Below are 23180 nucleotides of genomic sequence, written 5' to 3' on the forward strand. Positions count from 1 at the left end.
TATGAAATTTTCATTTCAAACTTCTATTAACCCTATTCAGTAGGTTTGAAATTAATACTATCCGTAAAATAGATGTTTTCTTCTTTATTTTCTATAAATATAAACTCTAAATTTTTGTGTCCTATAGATGATCCTTTTAAATCACCATCACCTTTTAACAATAGTTTCGGAGCTTTCTTAGTTGGTATATCATACCTCTTTCTAAGTTGCTTCACATTGTAGTCATTGTTACTCAATTGATATTTTGCGGAATAACTTGGAACATTAGGATTATATGAAATGTCACCATCTTTATAATCATTAATATCTTTAAAGTCACCGTATTGTACAAAAAACTTAAAGTCTTCAATTTCTTTTCTTAATTTATCATCAGCTATCGGTTTAGTTGGGATAATTTTATTATGTTCCATTTTCACTGGATATTCTTTTTCTTTACTACGTGAGTATCCTTTTTTATCTTCCCATAATTCTCTCACAATAAATTCACCTTTTGTCGTTCTGGTATTGCGGTCTACATACAGGACCAAGCCTCTGGATTCCATATTCTTTCCATTTGTTTCTATTGTCATTTTAGAGTGAATTATCCAAGTCCCTTTATCTCCTTTTTCAAACTCTTCATCTCGAAAACCTTCTTTATCATAAAAGTCTTCAAGATTTTTAGTTGGATATAAGCTCAACGTTTTGTTGAAGTTTTCTTTAATTTGTTTATCCTTACTGCTTTCTTCCTTTTTCATTCCGCAAGCGCCTATAAAAACAGCTAATAATACTAAATACAGCCAAAGCCTCAACTTTCTTGAATGAATCATCATTTCACATCCCCATTTTTATTTTTGATGCAAAGTTAAGTTCAAATTCCAATATTAATAATACTAGAGGAAATTTTATGATTAAATCCTCGTGGATTTTAATTGTTAGTTGTATTTTTCACATATCAACATCACAAATTATTTAAAAAGCGCAAATATCTTTATAATTTTTATTGGCCTAACCAACTAATTAATTAAGATAAATTGCGCTTATATTTAAAATAATAACACTGAAACTTCAATGTCTTTACTTATTACAATTGATGTTTAAATACATCTTTACTAACATTCATTTTTCGGTTTACATTAATTTGTTATATAGCGATATATATCATCTCTTACAGCTTTATCGAGTGCTAAATCCATCGTTACTACGTTTGAACCATTCGGCATTTTATCTTGCTTCTCTGAACCTTCTATATATCCAGCAGTTCCTAAATAATAAAAATATATACCATCATCATCTTTTTTCTGTACAAAAATATACATTTTAATTCCTTTTGCTCTATGGGACAAAATTTTCTGAACTTCTTTTGATTTTAGCGTTCTATTAGATTTAGTAAACCATTTTAATTCATCTTGACTTAAAAATTCATCTTCATATTTTGTACTATCACTTATATCCTCATGCTTATCATAAGTGATAAATATTGGCATTTCTTGGCTTCTTATCATGTATCCCATGATTACAGACGAACCATTTTTATTCCAATTAAATATTTTGCTAAAATCTTCTCTTGAATATTTATTATATAAAATCAGTCCATTTTTACCTTTTTGGTATTTTTCATTGTTATACTTTGATAATTCAATAAGATCTTCTAAAAATATTTTAAATGTTTGATTACTTAGAGCATTAGTAAATGCATCGCTTAGTCTTATCATTCTTTCATTACATTCTATAATGGGACTTCCATAGATTTTTTCAATTCCTGCGTTGTAAAATGAAAAATCTAAAATTCTTAATGAAGTATCTATATCATCTTCTGTTATATCCTTAACTTCGTTCAACATTTTATTTTTTAATTCATCATATGTTAATTCATTTTTTAAAAGTTCTTCTAAAACTAAACTATCGATTCTTTTCAATCCAGGTGCTATTTGTCTTGAAAAGAAAACCAGATTTTTAGATTCATTTTCCGTCAATAAAGCATCTATTTTTTTATACCTTAATAAAAATTCGTAATAATTACTAAATTTAGAAAATATAACGCTTGGATCTATAGAATGTTGTTGTATAAAATCCATTAGTAACGGCATGTGTCCCAATCTATTTTCAACTTCTTCATAAGCTTTTAATATTAATTTATTTTGATTCAATGATACTGCATCCAATGAATTGTAAATCTGTTTTTTAGCAACTTCTTCAAAATTAATTGTAGATACTCCATTAATCGAATCGTTATTCGTTAAAAACTTCTTATAATTATCTTTATTTTGCGATTGATCCCCAGAAAGCGCAATCGGAATTAAATAATTGGTCTTATAATTACCAATAAAATCAATTACAGTAACATACTCTTTATTTGCACTTTTTCTTAATCCTCTACCAAGTTGCTGAATGAATATAATACTAGACTCTGTTGGTCTCAACATTACAACTTGATTGACTTCTGGAATATCAATACCTTCGTTAAAAAGATCTACAGTTATAATATAGTTAATCTTACCTTCTTTTAATTTTTCTATTACAATTTGGCGATAATTAACACTATCATCTCCTGTTAAAGCAACACTTTTAATCCCTTTTGAACTTAGTTTATCCGCTAAATCATAAGCTTCTTTTTTGCTACTCACAAAAATTAATCCTTGTAAAATTTCACCTGAATATCCATAGTAATCTGTCTTTTGAATAATATAATTAACTCTTTCATCAGAAGTTAAATATCTCAGTTTAGTTACATCATCTTCTTTAATACCTTGATGTACATAATCAGTCACACCAAAATAATGAAATGGACATAAAATATCACTTTCTAACGCTGCTTGTAACCTTATTTCATATGCAATATTATAATCAAACAGTTCAAATATACTTAATTCATCTGATCTTTCTGGTGTAGCAGTCATTCCCAGCATGAACTTAGGTTTGAAGTAGTTAAATACTCGTTGATAAGTAGATGCAGCAGAACGATGTGCTTCATCAAAAACAATATAATCAAATTCATTTTCATCAAATTGCTTAAAATTATCATCTCTAGATAATGTTTGAATGGTTGCAAATAAATATTTGGCATCGACATCTCTATGTTTTCCTGTCAACAATCCAAAATCACTATCATTTTTTATAGGTAATACTTTTTTAAATTCTTCCTTAGCTCTATTTAAAATCCCCTCATTATGAACAATAAATAAAAATTTATTAGGGTTTACTTCTCTAACATCTAATGCACATAAAATCGTTTTACCTGTACCAGTTGCAGATATTATTAACGCCTTATCTTTGGTTTTATCCCTAATAGCTTTTAATGACCTTAATGCTTCTGCTTGCATTAAATTGGGTACAATTTCCACTGATTTTTTCACCTTATCAGCTAGCAGCATTTGAGTTTGTTCAACCTCCGCTAATTTTTCTAAGGAACGGTACTCAAATGATTCTTTATATGAATTAATCCATTGCTCAGTCAGTGGGGTACTCTTTTGCCATAACAATTCAAATTCATTTTTTACACTATCAACTAAATCACCATTTTTCATAGTAGACAGTAAAACATTATGCTCATAATTAACCTTTAACGCATTAGATGTTAAATTAGAGCTTCCTATTACCATAGAACTATAATCCTTATGTTCAAAAATATATCCTTTGGCATGGAATCCAGCAATATCAGTTAATCTTACCTCTACATTTTTTAATTTAAGTAATTCTCCATACATTTTAGGACTATTAAATCCTAAGTAATTAGATGTTAATATTTTCCCTTTAACACCCTTATTGCTTAAATCTAATAGTTGAGCCTTTAAGCTGGCTAATCCGCTTTCTGTTATAAAAGCTACAGAAAAATAGAACGTTTCACATTTTTGAAGTTCATCTATAATTGTTGAAAGGACTTTTTCATTTTTATTATTTACTAAAAGCTTCGGTGTATAATTCCCTTTATGAGAAATATCTTTGTCTATAAAACCTTTTTTTAAAGATTGATTGAAATCATTTAGTAATCTACTCATATTATCCCTCAGTCATAATTTTATTAACGGCTGGTATATCCGCTGGGGCCCAATTTAATTTATCAAGTTCGTTTATTGACAACCATTCAATACTCTTATGTTCAGTTAAAGTTGGTAACTCTTTGTTTAAAGTACATTTGTATGTTGTTAACTTAACAATGCCAAAATCATATTCATGTTCTGTAGTTATGACTTTGTCTCCAACAATTAGATCACATTTCATTTCTTCTCTAATTTCTCTAATCAAAGCTTCTTTTTCAGTTTCATTCTTTTCAATCTTACCGCCAGGAAATTCCCACATTAAAGGTAGACTCATTTCTTCACTTCTCTGTGCACAAAGAATTTTGTTATCAGAAAAAATAATAGCTCCTACTACATTGATTACTTTTTTCATAAGACTCACCCTTCAATTTAAAATCATCTTAATTGTTATTCTATCAAAAATTACAAAACTATATATAAATCAATATTAAAAATTAATATTTTACAATTTCCTGCATGATATATCACTCTTACATCTACTCCATGCATTTTCATACACATCTATTATATAATACTTGTGAAAAGTATTGTCTTGGGGCTGTGTTTTTTTACTTTTGGGGCGTATTTCTTTATAATTCATTACATAAATGTAAGGGCTTTAGTTTTCATGTTTTATTAAGTCTAACTGAGATTTTGAAAGGATGTTTAGCAACAATGGATAAAGAATTATGGATAGAAAGAGCTAATGATAGTTTAGTTAAACATTTTTATGAGCAGCAATCTGACATTGAACAGCGAGAAGGTTTTGAAAGTAAATTAACATTTGGTACTGCGGGTATACGCGGAAAATTCGGTCTTGGTGAAGGTCGACTTAATAAGTTTACTATTGAAAAATTGGCATTAGGTTTAGCGCGTTATTTAAATGCCCAAACAAACAGTCCAACAATAGTCATTCATTATGATATTAGACATCTTTCAACTGAATTCGCCCAAATTATTGCTAATGTATTAGCAAACCATCAAATAACAGTTTATTTACCTGATACATATAAAACGACACCGGAATTATCGTTCGCGGTTCGCAATCTTAATACTACTGCCGGCATTATGATTACAGCAAGTCATAATCCGAAAGACTATAACGGCATTAAAGTATATGGTTCTGATGGCGCGCAATTATCGACTGATGCATCTGAGCTTGCAAGTCGTTATATCGAAGAAGTTGGCGATCCATTACAGATTGATATACCTATTTCAAAACAAAATACATCTTATATCAAACCTTTTCCGAAATCTGTAACTGATGACTATATGAAACACATTCAAAATATGATTGGCTATATTCCTAAATCTGATTTACAAGTTGTGTTCACTAGTTTGCATGGTACAAGTGTTCCAATTGTACCTGAGTTATTAAAATCTTTGAATTTCAATCAATTTAATCTTGTAGATGCACAATGTAAACCTGATCCGAATTTTAGTTCAGTTCAAAGTGCTAATCCTGAAGATCATCGCGCTTTTGATCAAGCAGTCGAACTTGCAAATAAAAGTCATGCAGACTTATTAATATCAACTGACCCAGATGCAGATCGACTTGGTATTGCTGAACGTGATGCACATGGTCATATCACATATTTTAATGGCAACCAAATTGGTGCGCTGTTACTTAATTATCGTATTCAACAAACGTCTCAATTACGTCACCGCTTAATGATTCAATCTATTGTAAGTAGTGAGTTAACAAAGTCATTAGCACGCTATAATAATGTTAAATACAAAGAGGTACTGACGGGCTTTAAATTTATTGCTCAGGAAATAAGACAACTGGATGATCATCAAAATATGATTTTCGCATTTGAAGAGAGTTACGGTTTTCTATCAGAGCCTTTTGTACGTGATAAAGATGCCGTACAAATTGTGCCACTCATTATAAAATACGCTTCTGAGTTAAAATTATATGGCAAAACATTGAAAGATGAATTAGAACAGATTTATCAAACTGTTGGTAGACATGAGGATACATTATTCTCGCATACGCTAGAAGGATTAGAAGGTAAGAAAAAAATTGAATCAATTATGACACATTTCCGTTCAAATCCACCGCAAGAGATTCAAGGACTGAAAGTGAAAGCAATTGAAGATTATTTAACTAGCGAGGTTTATCATTTGGATAAAGATACAACGTCACAGATTAATTCTTCTAAATCAAATGTTATTCGTGTCTTATTTGACGAAGGATTTATCGCTTTACGTCCTTCTGGTACTGAACCTAAAATTAAATTATATGTGTCGTTAAAATGTCCGGATTTTGATGATGTAGCTCAAAAAATTAATGCGATGATTTTTAGCTAATTAAAAATTTTATACATCGAAATATTACATTTCATTTTATACTTATCAGCCCTTTTGAAACTAGAATCCTTATGTTTTCGCGTTTTGAAGGGGCTAATTTGTAATAATTTTTCAAAAGTATATTAGAAAATTAATTTTCATGTATTTTTCATATTAAGCGGTAATAATATAATAATTAATACCGCGACCTATTTAATTGTTTTCGCGATGAAAAAGGTTTAGAATTACAAAAATAACTATTTTAAATTTAGTTACAAATATATTTTAGAAAGGATGTGAAATAATGAAAGGCTCTAAACAAATACTTTTGATTATGGGCATTATATCTCTTATTGTTTTATTTATTTTTACACTATTCATCATGGCACAATATGCAAAACATTATGAACAAAAATCCGACAGTTCCAACGCACATACTTTAAACTCATCATCAGCCATAATTGAGCAACATACTATGTCGAATTTAGCGTCTCTAGATTTATACGCTCCTGTTCGTAACATTACTTCTAGTCGTGATATTCATCCCATTTATTTCATGACAAAAGATTAAAACTTCCTTTTTCATAACCCCATTCATTCAACTAATAAATTAAAAATTGATAAAAACGTACTGTTTTTTAGAAACATACATATATAAGATACGCATTCATTACTAAAAGACAGTACATTATATTCTATCAGGAAGGTGCAACAATGACCGTCAACATCGTATTTAGTATCGTATTCTGCATAAGTATGGTTATATTAGGCATTTATGTCGCAATAACTAAAGATTTCACACTAATTTCTTATATAAATCAAACGACCATTGCAGATAAACACAAGAACCAAATTGCATATATATTTACGCTATGTATCAGTTTGAGTGCAGTATTTTTAATGTCTTCAATTCTATGCTTTGAATATGATTTTATTGCATTGTCATTCTTATTTTTAACGATAGCATTATTACTTATCGCATTATTCTACGTTTGCTTTTATAAAATCACAAAATATCCATAAATGTTTGCGATAGTGTGTTGGTTAGATTTATTGATGCGCTGTCATTAAGTAATTGTTTGCGAAAAAAATACAACCTTGTACGAATACAAAGTTGCATTAATATAGAATCATTTATGCTTTTTAATATCACAAATTAAATTGATTAAACTAGCTAAAATAGTCAAAATTGGAATCAAGATTACATATATATCATAACCTCTAGATATTAGTATACATAATATAATTAGCGACCCTATTATAATTGCTAAATTATAAGCCAAACTAATTTTATATTTCATTTCAATTCCCACCTTAATAGCATTGATTAAAATTCTATTTTGTTTGCATAGACTTCTTAACAAACTTTAACCCAGCTAAGCTAAGCATTGAAATAATTGCACCTCCTGATATAAATATATTACTTAAGCTTAGTAAAGGTATAATTAAACTTATCAGTCCTAAGATAATGTATCCGCTGCGTAATTCGATGTAGATGAGATACTAAATACTTTCCCCATCAAATGATTTGGCGTTTTTATTTGAATGGCAACTGATCTTGTTAGTCCCTCTATAGATTGTCCAAGTCCCACTAATGTTGCACCTATATATAGTATCGCCACACTTGGAAACACATTAATTATCGATAAGCCAATCCCCCAAACTAAAACACCAATACTAAATTTAAAGATTAATCGTTTTTCTGATAGTAAACCCATAATCAATGACATTAATAAAGATGCTATACCTAAACATGATGTAGCTAGTCCATATACACCAATGCCCTCTTTTAATATATTGGAAATAAACAATGGTAATGCAACACGCCAAAGGCCAGTATTAATCAATATGCAGGCAAATTGGATGATTATGATAAATGGAATTTCTTTAGATTGTTTCAAGAATTCCCAAGTTTCAGAAAAATCTTCTTTTGAGTGTCTATCAATCATGTTGTTATTTGTATATTTTAAAAGTGCATTAAAAATAAATCCTAAAAATAGCAATATACTGCAAATAAAAAAGACGCCAACATTACCAACTAGTATTACAATGACACCAATTAAAGCAGGTAAAATAATATTTGAGCCTCTTTGCAAACTATCGATTAACGCATTACTTGTTGCTAAATGCTCCTCATCAATAATTTCAGGAAGAATTGCCCTAAACGCAGGATCCGTATAGCAGTTAATAATGGTGATAGCTGTAGATATGGTTAGAAGCGTCAGATAATTTAAATTTGATGTTATTGCAAGTAAAGGAATAATTATTATAATCAAACTTAGTATAAGATCAGATAGATAAAGTATTTTCTTTTTATTATGTTTATCAGAATATGCGCCACCGAAAATACCAAATATAATAAATGGAAGTGTTTGACTCATAACCATCATTGATAATTTTAAAGATGATTGGTTTGTCAATTCAACAGTAAACCAAATTATTTGTAACGAAAACAGCACAAAGCAACTCCGACGTAAGAAATTACCAATCAATAAATATGTAAAGTTTCTATTTTTCAAAACTTCTAAGTACAACATATTTATCACCTCTCATAAAAATAATTGAATGCATCCACCAGCCTTTTTTAGACCTTCTTCTAAACTCTCTTTATCCAAAGCGCAATTAATTCTAATAAAATTAAGTCAGTTAAATATCAATTATTTCGAAATATACATACTACTTGAAACACCATACATACCCCCCAAAATGACTACTCAGAGGTTATATTCTACTAATTATGATTATATTAAATATGAAAATATTATCAAAAAATCAAATTTATAACAAAAATACACCCCTTAAAGTTAGGTGTTTCAATCCAACTTTTGGGGTGTATATCATTCTCATCATATTCTAGGTTGTTTTTAACAAACTAAATATAGTGAATGCAAATCAACTATTATTTAAATTATGAATTATTTTAATTCTTTCTTCTACGAGCCAATAACATTAATCCAGCAATTCCAATTATACTACTAAAGATCAAACCTTTTTGCGTGCTTTCTAAACCTGTTTTTGGTAATTCTGCTCGTTTTTTCTCTTGATTAGCTACTGATTCTTTAGCAATTTTAGATTTTTTAACTTTATCATTTTTATCCATTGAATGAACTGGGCCATTTGGTTTTGCTCTGTCTTTCGATAATCCTGGATTGTTAGGATTTACTGGGCCACTTGGATGAGTTGGTCTGCTCGGCTTCTCTGGGTTTTCAGGTCCTTTTGGATCTTTTGGTTTCTCTCCACCGAACTCTACAATCTTATCTACTGGTTGTTTTGTGATCTCTTCTGTTGGTTGACCCTCGCCAACTTTTTCACCTGTTAATGGGTTCACTGTGATTGGTGTTGTGATTGTCTTACTTCCTGGTTGTCCTTCTTGTTTCACTCGCTCTTCACCAGGTTGTAATTTTGGATTAAACTCACGTTTTGTTTCAAACGGTATCTCTACTGTTTTTGTTTCTGGTGTACCCGTTTTTGGTCCGTGTTTAATCACATCATCCACTGGCTCTTCGATCACTTTTCCTGTGTCTGGATTCTTGATTCCTGGTTTACCTGGTACTTTTTCCGTTTGATCTGTTGGTAAGTTTGGATCAAAGATATCTTTATGACCTTGCGGTATTTTCTCGCCACCGAATTCTGTTAATTCATTAATCGGATCTTTTGTGATTTCTTCTTTCGATTCACCTTTACTAATAATTTCTCCAGTTAATGGATTTTTTAGTGTTGGCGTCGTTATTGTCTTCTCACCTTTTTGTCCTTCTCTTGTTACTTTTTCTGTCCCTGGTGCTAAATCAGGATTAAATTTACGTTCTTTCTCGAATGGAATTTCTTCTTTTTCTACAATCGAGTCTCCTTTTACAGGTCCATATTTTGTTACGCTATCGACCGGTGGTCTAACTACATCTCCTGTTTCTGGATTCTTAATTCCTGGTTTACCTGGAACTTCCTCTTTCTCTCCTGTTGGTAACTTCGGATCAAATTCGTCTCGATGACCTGGTGTTATCGTTTCTGGTCCGTATTCTGTTAATTCATTAATCGGATCTTTTGTGATTTCTTCTTTCGATTCACCTTTACTAATAATTTCTCCAGTTAATGGATTTTTTAGTGTTGGCGTCGTTATTGTCTTCTCACCTTTTTGTCCTTCTCTTGTTACTTTTTCTGTCCCTGGTGCTAAATCCGGATTAAATTTACGTTCTTTCTTGAATGGAATCTCTTCTTTTTCTACAATCGAGTCTCCTTTTACAGGTCCATATTTTGTTACGCTATCGACCGGTGGTCTAACTACGTCTCCTGTTTCTGGATTCTTAATTCCTGGTTTACCTGGAACTTCTTCTTTCTCTCCTGTTGGTAACTTCGGATCAAATTCGTCTCGATGACCTGGCGCTATTGTTTCAGGTCCGTATTCTGTTAATTCATTAATCGGATCTTTTGTGATCTCTTCTTTCGATTCACCTTTACTAATAATTTCTCCAGTTAATGGATTTTTTAGTGTTGGTGTCGTTATTGTCTCCTCACCTTTTTGTCCTTCTCTTGTTACTTTTTCTGTTCCTGGTGCTAAATCAGGATTAAATTTACGTTCTTTCTCGAATGGAATTTCTTCTTTTTCTACAATCGAGTCTCCTTTTACAGGTCCATATTTTGTTACACTATCGACCGGTGGTCTAACTACGTCTCCTGTTTCTGGATTCTTAATTCCTGGTTTACCTGGAACTTCTTCTTTCTCTCCTGTTGGTAACTTCGGATCAAATTCGTCTCGATGACCTGGTGCTATCGTTTCTGGTCCGTATTCTGTTAATTCATTAATCGGATCTTTTGTGATCTCTTCTTTCGATTCACCTTTACTAATAATTTCTCCAGTTAATGGATTTTTTAGTGTCGGTGTCGTTATTGTCTTCTCACCTTTTTGTCCTTCTCTTGTTACTTTTTCTGTCCCTGGTGCTAAATCAGGATTAAATTTACGTTCTTTCTCGAATGGAATCTCTTCTTTTTCTACAATCGAGTCTCCTTTTACAGGTCCATATTTTGTTACGCTATCGACCGGCGGTCTAACTACGTCTCCTGTTTCTGGATTCTTAATTCCTGGTTTACCTGGAACTTCTTCTTTCTCTCCTGTTGGTAACTTCGGATCAAATTCGTCTCGATGACCTGGCGCTATTGTTTCAGGTCCGTATTCTGTTAATTCATTAATCGGATCTTTTGTGATCTCTTCTTTCGATTCACCTTTACTAATAATTTCTCCAGTTAATGGATTTTTTAGTGTTGGTGTCGTTATTGTCTTCTCACCTTTTTGTCCTTCTCTTGTTACTTTTTCTGTTCCTGGTGCTAAATCAGGATTAAATTTACGTTCTTTCTCGAATGGAATTTCTTCTTTTTCTACAATCGAGTCTCCTTTTACAGGTCCATATTTTGTTACACTATCGACCGGTGGTCTAACTACGTCTCCTGTTTCTGGATTCTTAATTCCTGGTTTACCTGGAACTTCTTCTTTCTCTCCTGTTGGTAACTTCGGATCAAATTCGTCTCGATGACCTGGTGCTATCGTTTCTGGTCCGTATTCTGTTAATTCATTAATCGGATCTTTTGTGATCTCTTCTTTCGATTCACCTTTACTAATAATTTCTCCAGTTAATGGATTTTTTAGTGTTGGTGTTGTTATTGTCTTCTCACCTTTTTGTCCTTCTCTTGTTACTTTTTCTGTCCCTGGTGCTAAATCCGGATTAAATTTACGTTCTTTCTTGAATGGAATCTCTTCAACTTTTTTTTCTAATTCTGTTATTGTTTTTGGCGCTTCTGGTGTAAAAGTAAACTCTGAACCTTTCAAGTCAGTTCTCATCCAGCCATTTGCATTTATCCCTTGATTAAGGCCCCATCTTTGACTAGATGTAATTAAGAAATTATATGCCTGATTTTTAGATAAACCTAAATCTGTTATTGAAGTCTCCCAAGTTTTACCAGCATATTCTGCTCTCATTTTACCAGTTGAAGCAACATAAGTTAAGATGACATCATTTAAACGTTGCCCATGAAACTTTCCATCTGATGTATTAGTTGAATTGTCCGCATAGTTTAAAAAATTAGTTTTTGATTTATCAATATTTTCTCCAACCATTTGTGAATTACCAGAACTGTCATTTTTCACAAAAGCTCCGTATCCTCTATAACCTTGTCCAGCTTGCTTTTCAGTTTTGTCCATGGAACTTGTATAAATGTATCCAGTATCAATTTTAAATCCGCCTGAATTTACCAGACCTTTATCCCCAAGGATTCCACCATTAGTTAAATATTCTTCTGCATTTCCTTTACTAAATAAGAACCCCCAACCATCAGCACCTGTGGTATTTGATTGATGGTTATTTGCCACTCTAACTTTAAAATTGAAATCCTTACTAAAATCTATTTTATTTTTTAATTGTAAAGCTCCTATCAAACCATTACTTTCATTACCAACATTAAACCTGGTTACCTCTGATACCCCTAAATCTGTTGGGTTTTTTTGTATATCAACACTTCCGTAACCTTCAAAATGTTCTTTACCTTGAATTGTAATTGGGGTAGATTCAACTACATTTTTAGAATCTCTTGTAATATCAAAAGAGCCTTCATCAACAGAACGAGCTTTTCTAACCTTAGGTGCCTCTGCGTTATGAGTGACTGACGATTTCGGCTGAACTTCAGCAACATTAGCTACTTCTTTTGGTGTATCCTCCTTTTTTGATATATCTTCAGCTTTTACTGATGCTTCATGTTCGATTGTGTCTTTGTTTGAAGTTACTTCAGATTTAGCTTCTACACCTTGTGGTGCAGTGTCTTTGTTTGTTACTTCTTCAATCTTCACTTCTTTTGATTGGACATTATCTTTTAATGTAGTTGGATTCTCAATATTGTTTTCAGCTGCTTCTGCTTCTTGTTGAGTTCCCAAATACATTAGTGAGCCAATTAAAATAGATGCTGTTCCAACTGTAAATTTTCTTATTGAATATTTATTCAATTTATTTGATAGAAAATCTACTCTTTTATTTACCGGTCCTTTCTTATCTCTCATTTGCATACTCCTTTTTCCATATTTTCCACTTTACTTACAGTGAATTTACATGTAATTTTACAAATACAATAGGAGTTGCACAATGGAATATAACACTTATCTTTATAAAATTATTTTATATATTGACACACTTAAAACAATCTACAACTAAAAATATTATTTTTAGTTTTCAATGAATAATTCATTCTTATCTGTTGGAAAAACCCATCAACTCAATAGCATTGAATTTCTAAAATAAAAAATACCTTAACGCATTTAAAAATACATTTAACTGCACCAAGATATTAAAATCTCGAAACATACTTTATGTTTCATTAATATTTATTTCACTCAAAAGATTTTTAATATAATTGTGTTGTTTTACAGAAACAACAATGATTACATTTCTACTATCATGTGGGTCTCTACATTTATTCAAGTAACCCTTTTTTGATAATTCTTTTACGCTTTTAACAATTCTAGATTGGTCTATACCGATATAACTTATAATGTCTCTCATAAAATATTTACCTTCATCATTTTTAAATACATCTAAATATGCTAATACTAAATAATTATCTAATGTAAGACAAAAATATTTTTTTAAATATTTACGCAGCTCATATGTAGTTAATACTCTTTTCATTAATTTAATATTGCTCTTGCTTTTCAAATCATTCATCAAGTCTTCATCCCTTACTTTTAATTGTCACGTCAAATAATATTTGTCTTTAACTAGTAATAACTCCAAATATATTTAGTTTGTGGTGCTAGCTATAAACACAAATGAATCATAACACTATATTTTGATTTTGTTCAATTGTTTTTGTTTTTGGATAATAAATGAATTTGTCATTTGTTATTCCGTTATTTTTAGTTATTTATATTTTATATATATTATATATAAAAATATTTAGTTTAACATGTCTTCAAAAGAGATTGCTTTTATATTACTTTAAATAATATAAAGTATTGGGACATCAGAAAATAGTAGGAGAATGTAAGGTGGACTATCAAACTTTCGAAAAGGTCAATAAATTCATAAATGTAGAAGCGTACATATTTTTTCTCACTCAAGAGTTAAAGCAACAATATAAATTATCATTAAAAGAATTGTTGATATTAGCATATTTTTATTACAAAAATGAACACAGTATTTCACTAAAAGAAATCATTGGTGACATACTTTACAAACAATCTGATGTTGTAAAGAACATTAAGTCACTATCTAAAAAAGGATTTATAAATAAGTCTAGAAACGAAGCAGATGAACGCCGTATTTTTGTTTCAGTTACTCCAATACAACGTAAAAAGATTGCTTGTGTTATTAATGAGTTAGATAAAATAATTAAAGGATTTAATAAGGAAAGAGACTACATAAAATATCAATGGGCTCCAAAATATAGCAAAGAATTTTTTATACTTTTTATGAACATTATGTACTCAAAAGATTTTTTAAAATATCGATTTAATTTAACATTTCTTGATTTATCTATCTTATATGTAATATCATCTCGAAAAAATGAGATACTAAATTTAAAAGATTTGTTTGAAAGTATTAGATTTATGTATCCTCAAATTGTTAGGTCAGTTAATAGATTAAATAATAAAGGTATGCTAATCAAAGAACGATCCCTTGCAGATGAAAGGATTGTGTTAATCAAAATAAATAAAATACAATATAACACTATTAAAAGCATATTCACAGATACTTCCAAGATTCTCAAACCAAGAAAATTTTTCTTTTAAATTTAAACAGATTTACCTCTTGATAAAATAAATAAGCAATCATAATACTTCTCAATTTAGTATAAATAAAAATACATAATTAACTTTCTTTTGTTTTTATATTATTTCAATACCCTACTATATATCACAACACATAAATTAAGCATGACACTCATTCAATTTAGTTCACCATTTCGTGTTCCAATTTTATTGAGTATCATGCTTTTAATATTATAAACCTAATGCTTTAATAAATCGTGTTAATTCTTCTCGCATACTGTCATCTTTCAACGCATATTCTATTGTTGTTTTGACAAATCCTAATTTTTCTCCAACGTCATAACGTTCGCCTTCGAAGTCATATGCATACACTTGATTATCATTGTTCATACGCTCAATCGCATCTGTTAACTGAATTTCGTTACCTGCGCCTTCTTTTTGCGTTTTTAAATAATCGAAAATTTCAGGCGTTAATACATATCGGCCCATAATAGCTAGGTTTGATGGTGCCGTACCTTGTGCTGGCTTTTCAACAAACTTTTTCACTTCATACTGACGTCCATTTTTAGTTAATGGATCAATAATTCCATAACGATGAGTATCTGCTTCCGGAACTTCTTGGACACCTATAACTGAGTGCCCCGTTTCTTCATAAACGTCAATCAACTGTTTCACTGCTGGCACTTCAGATTCAACAATATCGTCACCTAATAATACCGCAAATGGTTCATTGCCGATAAATTGACGCGCAGAACTAATCGCATGCCCTAAACCTTTTTGTTCTTTCTGTCTTACATAAAAAATATTCGCAAGTTCTGTCGAGTATTGAACTTTTTCTAGTAATTCAGATTTACCTTTTTCTTTTAACACCATTTCTAATTCTTTTTGACTATCAAAATGATCTTCAATCGCGCGTTTGTGGCGACCTGTCACTATAATAATATCTTCAATTCCAGCTCTTGCAGCTTCTTCAACGATATATTGTATTGTGGGTTTATCTAAGATAGGAAGCATTTCCTTTGGCATCGCTTTAGTTGCTGGTAAAAATCTAGTCCCTAAACCAGCAGCGGGAATGATTGCCTTTTTTATTTTTTTCAAAGTTAATGTGCTCCTTTTCCTAAGTATTAAATCTATGTATCAACGTCATTTTAACACTAATTAGAACGCCTTCATAGTGTCATTGAGTATGTAATTATTTCTTGGGAAATTTGATTTAATTTTAAAAAAACAGGTTTACTTCATATAATTTATGAAATAAACCCGTCAATTTTTGTTTAATTATGCTTTGTTATTCTTTTTATTTCTGCGTAATAATACTAAACCTAGAATGCTGAATAATCCGCCGAACAACATACCTTTGTTTGTTGATTCTTCTCCACCTGTTTCAGGTAGTTCAGATTTCTTAGATTGTTTTTGTTTAGTTGGTGCCACTGCTTTAACCTTTTCATTGATTTCAATAACAGGTGTTACTACCTTACCTTGTTCCACTGGTTTAGAAGGTTTTTTAGGTTCTTCTTTAGCAGGTGGTACTGGTTTACCAGGTTCAGATGGTACCTCTGGTGTTGGTGGTACTGGTGTTTCCGGCTCACTTGGTACTTCCGGTTTTGGTGGCGTTGGTTCGCCTGGCTCACTCGGTACTTCTGGTGTTGGTGGTGTTGGTGTTTCCGGCTCACTTGGTACCTCTGGTGTTGGCGGTGTTGGCGGCGTTGTATCTTCTTCAATCGTTTGTTGACCTTCATTTTGACCACTTACTTTTGGAAGTGTATCTTCTTCAAAATCAACACTGTTGTGTCCACCAAATTGATAATTAGGTTTATCTTTGTTTGTATCTTCTTCAATAATTTCATTATGCTTATTGAATCCATGAATTTGTGGCACACTGTCGAAGTCGATATCAATGATGTTACCACCTTGTTCATACTTAGGCTTGTCTTCTTCTGTGTCTTCCTCGAATGACTGGTTACCATTATTTTGACCATGAATTTGAGGTACACTGTCGAAATCGATATCTACGATATTACCACCTTGTTCATATTTAGGTTTATCTTCTTCTGTGTCTTCCTCGAATGACTGATTACCGCTATTTTGGCCACCTTCATAACCTAATTCACTCTTAATATCAACGTGGCTATTTTCTTCGATTTCATCAATCACGCCATAATTACCGTGACCATTTTCAGTTCCTAAACCAGAATGAGAAATATGATGATTGTTTTCAGTAATTTCCTCGATTGGCCCTTGTGCTTGACCATGTTCTTCAGGTAATTCATCCACTAATTCAATCAGATTACTTTCAGTTGTATATTCTTTCGTATCTTCAACTGTTGTATGGTCGCTCACTGCGCCAGTTACAATACCTTTTGTAGACTCTTCGTCAAATTCAACTAAGTTAGACTCAGTTGTTACTTGGCCACCACCTGGGTTTGTATCCTCTTCATATTCAACAACATCAGCGTGATGTTTTGAATTTTCATGTGTAGATTCTTCAAAATCCACATGAATAGAATCTTCTTCAGTTTCAATAATACCTTCTGCATGACCTTCTGCACCTTCAACAGCTGTATGATATTCAAAATCAATTGGCTTAGAATCGTTACTTTCTTCGATTGTACCAGTCAATTCATGCTTCTCCACTGGTGGCTCTGATTTAATGTCTAAATCAATTGGTTCACTCTTCTCAATGATAGGATCATTTGGTTTATCTTTACCATCGCCTTTAGCATTATTAGAGTAAAATGCAACACCGTTGTTCCAAGTTAATTGAACTGGATAATACGGGTAATAAGGATAGTATGGGTAGTATTTATGATATCCTGAAAGATGTGTTCGGAAATTTAGATCCTTAGCATTTTGATCATATTCACCTTCATATTTAATTACATAGTCTTTCGAATTATCTAAATCGCCAAGGTTCAATGTGTACCCACCATTACTTGTGTAAGATAGATTTACTTTTTCAGTCACATCTTCAAATTTACTGGTATCATCAAGCTTTGCATAAACACTTTCAGCTAATTCATCTGAACCAATGTGTTTATATACTTTGACTGTTGGATTATTAGCACTTTGTTTATATCCAGATGTTACTTGACCAGTTACTGTGACAGAAGTTAACGACTGGTTGTTAGGCTTCACATATGCAAAATGGCTAAATTTACCCTCTTCTTTATTCAAAGTATCAATACGACCATTAACAGTAACACCCATTCTATCTTTAACGCCGTCTAAATATTTGATATCAAATTCTTTTGAGACTTTATTTTGACCTAGTGTTACTTCAACTTTTTGACTCCCTTGCTTTGTCACTGTTGTTGGGTCAATGAATAGGTTTAAGTTTAATTCAGCAGTTAAATCTTTTTTGTTATTTATATAATCAGTAAATGTATAGCGAATTGTACGTTCATTTATAACTTGACCATTTGCCATAACTTTATCTTCTGTTGAACTTTTTATCTCCGGAACTTTACGCAGTGTTGATATACCATGTGTTTCAACATTATCACTTAATGTGAAATCAAAATAATCTCCTGCCTTAATTCCTTCTCCAAATTTCCATTTGTATTTTAAAGTTACTCTTTGAGCATTATGCGGATTAACAATATTCGAATCTTTATTATGTCCTTCTAAAGAGCTTTCAGTAACTTCCACTTTATTTGTTACATCTGTACCTGTCGCTTTAGCTTCTTCCGCTACTTCTTTCTCTGAAACTGCTGTAACGTCAGCTGATCTTTTCATTCTTGGTTTAATTTCTGAGACGTTACTTGGTTGAGCTATGTCAACTTGAGTTCCTGTAGTTTCCTTATCAGCAACTTTTTCTGATGGTAAATCTTCTTGTGATTTCATTTCGGTTTCTACTTTTGGTGCTTGCACAGTTGTTGGTGCTTCTTCTGTTGTTACTTGAGTTGATTTTGATGGTTGCTCAGTTGATGTCGCGCTGTATGATTGTGTTTCATCTATTGTATTAACGTTATTTGTAGTTGTTTGTGTTTCGCTTGCTTTACTTTCAGTAGCTGAACTCCCACTTTCCTCTACTGTAGTATTGTTTTGTTCCGATGCTGCAGCTTCTTTTTCTTGTCCCATTCCAACAACGATCATTGTTCCTAAGAATACTGAGGCCGCTCCCAATTTGTGTTTTCTTATGCCGTATCTAAGATTGCTTTTCACTATAATATTCTCCCTTAAATGCAAAATTCATTTATTTTTAAAACTCAATAAATGCAATTCTATATTGTTCGGTTTTTAAAAGCAATGAAAAAAAGCGAGTTAATAAAAAGTTAAGATTGTTGTTAACTTTATGTATAATGAGTTTTTTATTATTTATAACTCACATATATATTGCATGCAAAACTCTTGAATCCCTTGATATAACAGGCTTGTATTTTTTATACTTATTTTTTAAATTAAATTCAAATTCATCTAATTTAAAGCAATATACTAAAGCATACATAATAATCGCCTGTACAATGCATCATTAACAAGTCACTGAAATGCCTTTCATTGCATTAATAACGTCATTATAATTTTATATCGTTCGGTTTTTGTTTTATTTTAATGATTATTTATACAGAAACAGCCGTATTTCAAGACGACATTTTAAGTTTAACTAAATTTGCATCTAGTTAATAATTGCATTTATCAAATTTGTCTTATTGATTCAATCTAATTTGTACTAACAAACTAGTTTTAAATTCTAACTTTATCTCTCATTTTGTAATCAATCATCAGACATAAAGCGCTTCAGCAATCAGAAAACACTCTAATTTTCTATTAGAAATTTGATTTAATCTAAAAAAACAGGTTTACTTCATATAATTTATGAAATAAACCCGTCAATTTTTGTTTAATTATGCTTTGTTATTCTTTTTATTTCTGCGTAATAATGCTAAACCTAGAATGCTGAATAATCCGCCGAACAACATACCTTTGTTTGTTGATTCTTCTCCACCTGTTTCAGGTAGTTCAGATTTCTTAGATTGTGCTTTTTTAGTTGGTGCCACTGCTTTAACCTTTTCATTGATTTCAATAACAGGTGTTACTACTTTACCTTGTTCCACTGGTTTAGAAGGCTTTTTAGGTTCTTCTTTTGCGGGTGGTACTGGTTTACCAGGTTCAGCTGGTACCTCTGGTGTTGGCGGTGTTGGTGTTTCTGGCTCACTCGGCACTTCTGGTGTCGGTGGTGTTGGTGTTTCCGGCTCACTTGGTACTTCCGGAGTCGGTGGTGTTGGTGTTTCCGGCTCACTTGGTACCTCTGGTGTTGGTGGCGTTGGTGTTTCCGGCTCACTCGGTACTTCTGGTGTCGGTGGCATTGGTGTTTCCGGCTCACTCGGTACTTCTGGTGTCGGTGGCGTTGGCGGCGTTGTATCTTCTTCAATCGTTTGTTGACCTTCATTTTGGCCGCTTACTTTTGGAAGTGTATCTTCTTCAAAGTCAACACTATTGTGTCCACCGAATTGATAATTAGGTTTATCTTTGTTTGTATCTTCTTCAATAATTTCATTATGCTTATTGAATCCATGAATTTGTGGCACACTGTCGAAGTCGATATCAATGATATTACCGCCATGTTCATATTTAGGCTTGTCTTTCTCTGTATCTTCTTCGAATGACTGGTCACCTTTATTTTGACCATGAATTTGAGGTACACTGTCGAAATCGATATCTACGATATTGCCACCTTGTTCATATTTAGGTTTGTCTTCTTCTGTGTCTTCCTCGAATGACTGGTTACCGCTATTTTGGCCACCTTCGTAACCTAATTCACTCTTAATATCAACGTGGCTATTTTCTTCGATTTCTTCAATCACGCCATAATTACCGTGACCATTTTCAGTTCCTAAACCAGAATGAGAAATATGATGATTGTTTTCAGTAATTTCCTCGATTGGTCCTTGTGCTTGACCATGTTCTTCAGGTAGTTCATCTACTAGTTCAATCAGATTACTTTCAGTCGTATATTCTTTCGTATCTTCAATTGTTGTATGGTCGCTCACTGCGCCAGTTACAATACCTTTTGTAGACTCTTCGTCAAATTCAACTAAGTTAGACTCAGTTGTTACTTGGCCACCACCTGGATTTGTATCCTCTTCATATTCAACAACATCAGCGTGATGTTTTGAATTTTCATGTGTCGATTCTTCAAAGTCAATTGGATTTGATTCCTCAGAGGACTCAGTGTATCCTCCAACGTGACCCGCTTCACTATCCACAGCAGTATGGTAATCGATATCAATAGCTGATGAATCCGTTTCTTCTATTGTTTCAATATACCCATCAACATAACCACCCTCACCATCTATAGCTGTGTGGTAATCAATGTCAAGCGGTGTATTGTCTTGATTTTCTTCTGTTTCAATAATTTGCTTGGCATCGTACTGCCCGCTCATAGTTCCTTTTGCAGTATCTTCTTTATATTCAAAATCATTATCTTGAATAATTTGTCCATTTTTACCATTGCCGTCAGCTTTATTGCTATATAAAACTAAACCATTATCCCAAGTTAAACGATATCCCCCATAAACATAGTAAGATTTATATGCTCGTTCTGGATACCCATATAATTCAGTTCTAAAATTAACCTGATCTGACCCTTGCAAATATTCACCTGTATAATGAATGACATACGTTTTATCCAACTTATCTAAATTCAATGAGTAACTACCATTGTCTTGCACACTCAATTTTCCATTCATTTCCTTTGTTACATCTTTGAATTTGTTAGTATCTGATGTATTTGCATAAACACTTTGTGGCAATTCATCTTTTTTCCCTAGATATTCATATACTTTAACAGTAGGTTGTCCACCAGCTAAATTACTACCTTCAGTCAACGTCCCTGTTACTGATACAGTGTTTGACTGGTTTCCATTCATTGGCTTAATATAAGCTATATGTGTAAATTTATTAGATTCTTTATTAAATGTTTCAATTGATCCATTTACATTTGTATAACTATTGCTAACACCTGGATTATAAACAACTGGTATTGTTTTTTCTGTTTCTTCACCATTTAATTTAGAAGTAATCTTTTGTTCTCCATTGCTTTGTACAGTTTTAGGGTCAATAAATAAGTTGATTTCTAAATTAGCTGTTACCTCTACCTTGTGTTCAATTTCGTTAGTAAATGTATATCTTATGTTACCATTCCCTAAGATCTCACCTGTAGCCATTACAACTGAGCCATTTTTAATCTCTGGTACCTTTCTAGCTGTTGAAACCCCATAAGTATTTACATTATTTGATAATGTAAAATCAAAATAATCTCCTCTTTTTAATCCATCTGCGAATTTCAATTTGTATTTCAATACGACACGTTGACCAGCATGTGGCTCTACTTTATTTCCTTGAGGTGCCTCAATAGAACCACTTTCTACTGTAACTTTACTTGTAACATCTGTGCCTTTAACTTCTGAAACGTCACTAGCTTCCTTAGCTTCCGCTACATCTGCTGATCTTGTCACACGTGGCTTACTTTCTGATGCCGTTCTTGGCTGTGCCACTTCAACTTGTGTTTCTGTCCCTTGATTTTGTGTAACCTTTTTAGGTGTTAAATCTACTTGTCTTTGATTTCCGCTATTGTCTTGAGGTTGTGTCGTTTCCTTAACTTGAGGTTTCTCTTCTTCTTTAACTGTTTCTACATTTGCTGGTTGTGCAGTTTGTGGTGCTTGTACTGCTTTTGGTGCTTCTTCAGTTGTTACTTGTGTTGCGTTTGACGGTTGTTCTGTTACTGTTGCGTTATATGATTGAGTTTCTTCTATATGATTAACGTTAGTAGCAGTTGTTTGTGTTTCACTTGTTTTATTATCAGTAGCTGAATTCCCATTTTCTTCTACTGTAGTTGTCTTTTGTTCTGATGCTGCAGCTTCTTTATCTTGTCCCATCCCAACAACGATCATTGTTCCTAAGAATACTGATGCTGCTCCCAATTTATGTTTTCTAATGCCGTACCTAAGATTGTTTTTCACTATAATATCTCCCTTTAAATGCAAAATTCATTAATTTTTTTAAACTTAATAAATGCAAGTCTATATTGTTCGGTTTTTAAAAGCAATACAAAAAAGCGAGTTAATGAAAAGTTAAGATTGTCATTAATTTTATGTTAATTGATAATTTTATTATTTGAAATATACCTATAAATTGTATTCAAGTCATCA

Annotated in this window: 13 protein-coding genes and 2 pseudogenes; 4 read left to right on the forward strand and 11 right to left on the reverse strand. The window is 32.0% G+C overall.

From position 1 onward, the window contains the following. Positions 1–32 precede the first annotated feature (32 nt). The 3 genes from NSS86_RS11410 to NSS86_RS11420 form a co-directional block, all read right to left on the reverse strand. Complete coding sequence (locus tag NSS86_RS11410) at positions 33–809, reverse strand: tandem-type lipoprotein (protein ID WP_000972657.1); 777 nt, start codon at positions 807–809, stop codon at positions 33–35. 303 nt (positions 810–1112) lie between these two features. Next, positions 1113–3974, reverse strand: coding sequence for a DUF3427 domain-containing protein (locus tag NSS86_RS11415; protein ID WP_000088733.1), 2862 nt, complete (start codon positions 3972–3974; stop codon positions 1113–1115). Position 3975: 1 nt separating this feature from the next. Beyond that, complete coding sequence (locus NSS86_RS11420; RefSeq protein ID WP_000755946.1) at positions 3976–4368, reverse strand: (deoxy)nucleoside triphosphate pyrophosphohydrolase; 393 nt, start codon at positions 4366–4368, stop codon at positions 3976–3978. 131 nt (positions 4369–4499) lie between these two features. Between NSS86_RS11420 and NSS86_RS11425 the strand changes: the two genes are divergently transcribed. The 3 genes from NSS86_RS11425 to NSS86_RS11435 all read left to right on the forward strand — a co-directional run bounded on the left by NSS86_RS11425 (position 4500) and on the right by NSS86_RS11435 (position 7310). Continuing rightward, complete coding sequence (locus tag NSS86_RS11425) at positions 4500–6308, forward strand: phospho-sugar mutase (protein WP_001835549.1); 1809 nt, start codon at positions 4500–4502, stop codon at positions 6306–6308. A gap of 283 nt (positions 6309–6591) precedes the next feature. Continuing rightward, positions 6592–6858 carry a SaeRS system activator ScrA gene (gene scrA / locus NSS86_RS11430; protein ID WP_000678764.1) on the forward strand — a complete coding sequence of 89 codons (267 nt, stop codon included), beginning with the start codon at positions 6592–6594 and terminating at the stop codon, positions 6856–6858. 143 nt (positions 6859–7001) lie between these two features. Continuing rightward, positions 7002–7310 (forward strand): hypothetical protein, encoded by a 309-nt coding sequence (locus NSS86_RS11435; RefSeq protein ID WP_000217714.1) that lies wholly within the window; start codon positions 7002–7004, stop codon positions 7308–7310. A 107-nt stretch (positions 7311–7417) separates the two neighbouring features. Here NSS86_RS11435 and NSS86_RS11440 read toward each other — a convergent pair whose 3' ends face one another. The 4 genes and pseudogenes from NSS86_RS11440 to sarT form a co-directional block, all read right to left on the reverse strand. Next, complete coding sequence (locus tag NSS86_RS11440) at positions 7418–7651, reverse strand: hypothetical protein (protein ID WP_001795286.1); 234 nt, start codon at positions 7649–7651, stop codon at positions 7418–7420. Continuing rightward, positions 7623–8824, reverse strand: a pseudogene (locus tag NSS86_RS11445) (MFS transporter). Before NSS86_RS11445 ends, NSS86_RS11440 begins: the two are co-directional and overlap by 29 nt. 383 nt (positions 8825–9207) lie before the next feature. Then, a complete protein-coding gene (locus tag NSS86_RS11450; RefSeq protein ID WP_339302254.1) occupies positions 9208–13323 on the reverse strand; it encodes an E domain-containing protein in 4116 nt (1371 codons plus the stop codon). 304 nt (positions 13324–13627) lie between these two features. Beyond that, positions 13628–13984: an HTH-type transcriptional regulator SarT gene (gene sarT / locus NSS86_RS11455; RefSeq protein ID WP_000998872.1), complete on the reverse strand. Its 357-nt coding sequence runs from the start codon at positions 13982–13984 to the stop codon at positions 13628–13630. Positions 13985–14307: 323 nt separating this feature from the next. Here sarT and sarU point away from each other — a divergent pair, with 323 nt between their 5' ends. After that, positions 14308–15051, forward strand: coding sequence for an HTH-type transcriptional regulator SarU (gene sarU, locus NSS86_RS11460; protein WP_000386367.1), 744 nt, complete (start codon positions 14308–14310; stop codon positions 15049–15051). A 210-nt stretch (positions 15052–15261) separates the two neighbouring features. Here sarU and galU read toward each other — a convergent pair whose 3' ends face one another. The 4 genes and pseudogenes from galU to NSS86_RS11480 form a co-directional block, all read right to left on the reverse strand. After that, positions 15262–16128 carry a UTP--glucose-1-phosphate uridylyltransferase GalU gene (galU, locus tag NSS86_RS11465; RefSeq protein WP_000721336.1) on the reverse strand — a complete coding sequence of 289 codons (867 nt, stop codon included), beginning with the start codon at positions 16126–16128 and terminating at the stop codon, positions 15262–15264. Positions 16129–16308: 180 nt separating this feature from the next. After that, positions 16309–19194, reverse strand: a complete 2886-nt coding sequence (gene fnbB / locus NSS86_RS11470; protein WP_000841404.1) for a fibronectin-binding protein FnbB — start codon at positions 19192–19194, stop codon at positions 16309–16311. A 680-nt stretch (positions 19195–19874) separates the two neighbouring features. Then, positions 19875–22991, reverse strand: coding sequence for a fibronectin-binding protein FnbA (gene fnbA / locus NSS86_RS11475; RefSeq protein WP_000794607.1), 3117 nt, complete (start codon positions 22989–22991; stop codon positions 19875–19877). After that, positions 22975–23077, reverse strand: a pseudogene (locus tag NSS86_RS11480) (hypothetical protein). Before NSS86_RS11480 ends, fnbA begins: the two are co-directional and overlap by 17 nt. Between the last annotated feature and the right edge of the window lie 103 nt (positions 23078–23180).

Source organism: Staphylococcus sp. FSL W8-0056 (genome assembly GCF_037963075.1).
Classification (GTDB): Bacteria; Bacillota; Bacilli; order Staphylococcales; family Staphylococcaceae; genus Staphylococcus; species Staphylococcus aureus.

Coding starts and splice junctions, on each gene's coding strand:
- scrA (WP_000678764.1), top strand. CDS start 6,592: ATGAAAGGCTCTAAACAAATACTTTTGATTATGGGCATTATATCTCTT.
- NSS86_RS11425 (WP_001835549.1), top strand. CDS start 4,500: ATGCATTTTCATACACATCTATTATATAATACTTGTGAAAAGTATTGT.
- NSS86_RS11415 (WP_000088733.1), bottom strand. CDS start 3,974: ATGAGTAGATTACTAAATGATTTCAATCAATCTTTAAAAAAAGGTTTT.
- NSS86_RS11410 (WP_000972657.1), bottom strand. CDS start 809: ATGATGATTCATTCAAGAAAGTTGAGGCTTTGGCTGTATTTAGTATTA.
- NSS86_RS11420 (WP_000755946.1), bottom strand. CDS start 4,368: ATGAAAAAAGTAATCAATGTAGTAGGAGCTATTATTTTTTCTGATAAC.
- NSS86_RS11450 (WP_339302254.1), bottom strand. CDS start 13,323: ATGAGAGATAAGAAAGGACCGGTAAATAAAAGAGTAGATTTTCTATCA.
- sarT (WP_000998872.1), bottom strand. CDS start 13,984: ATGAATGATTTGAAAAGCAAGAGCAATATTAAATTAATGAAAAGAGTA.
- NSS86_RS11435 (WP_000217714.1), top strand. CDS start 7,002: ATGACCGTCAACATCGTATTTAGTATCGTATTCTGCATAAGTATGGTT.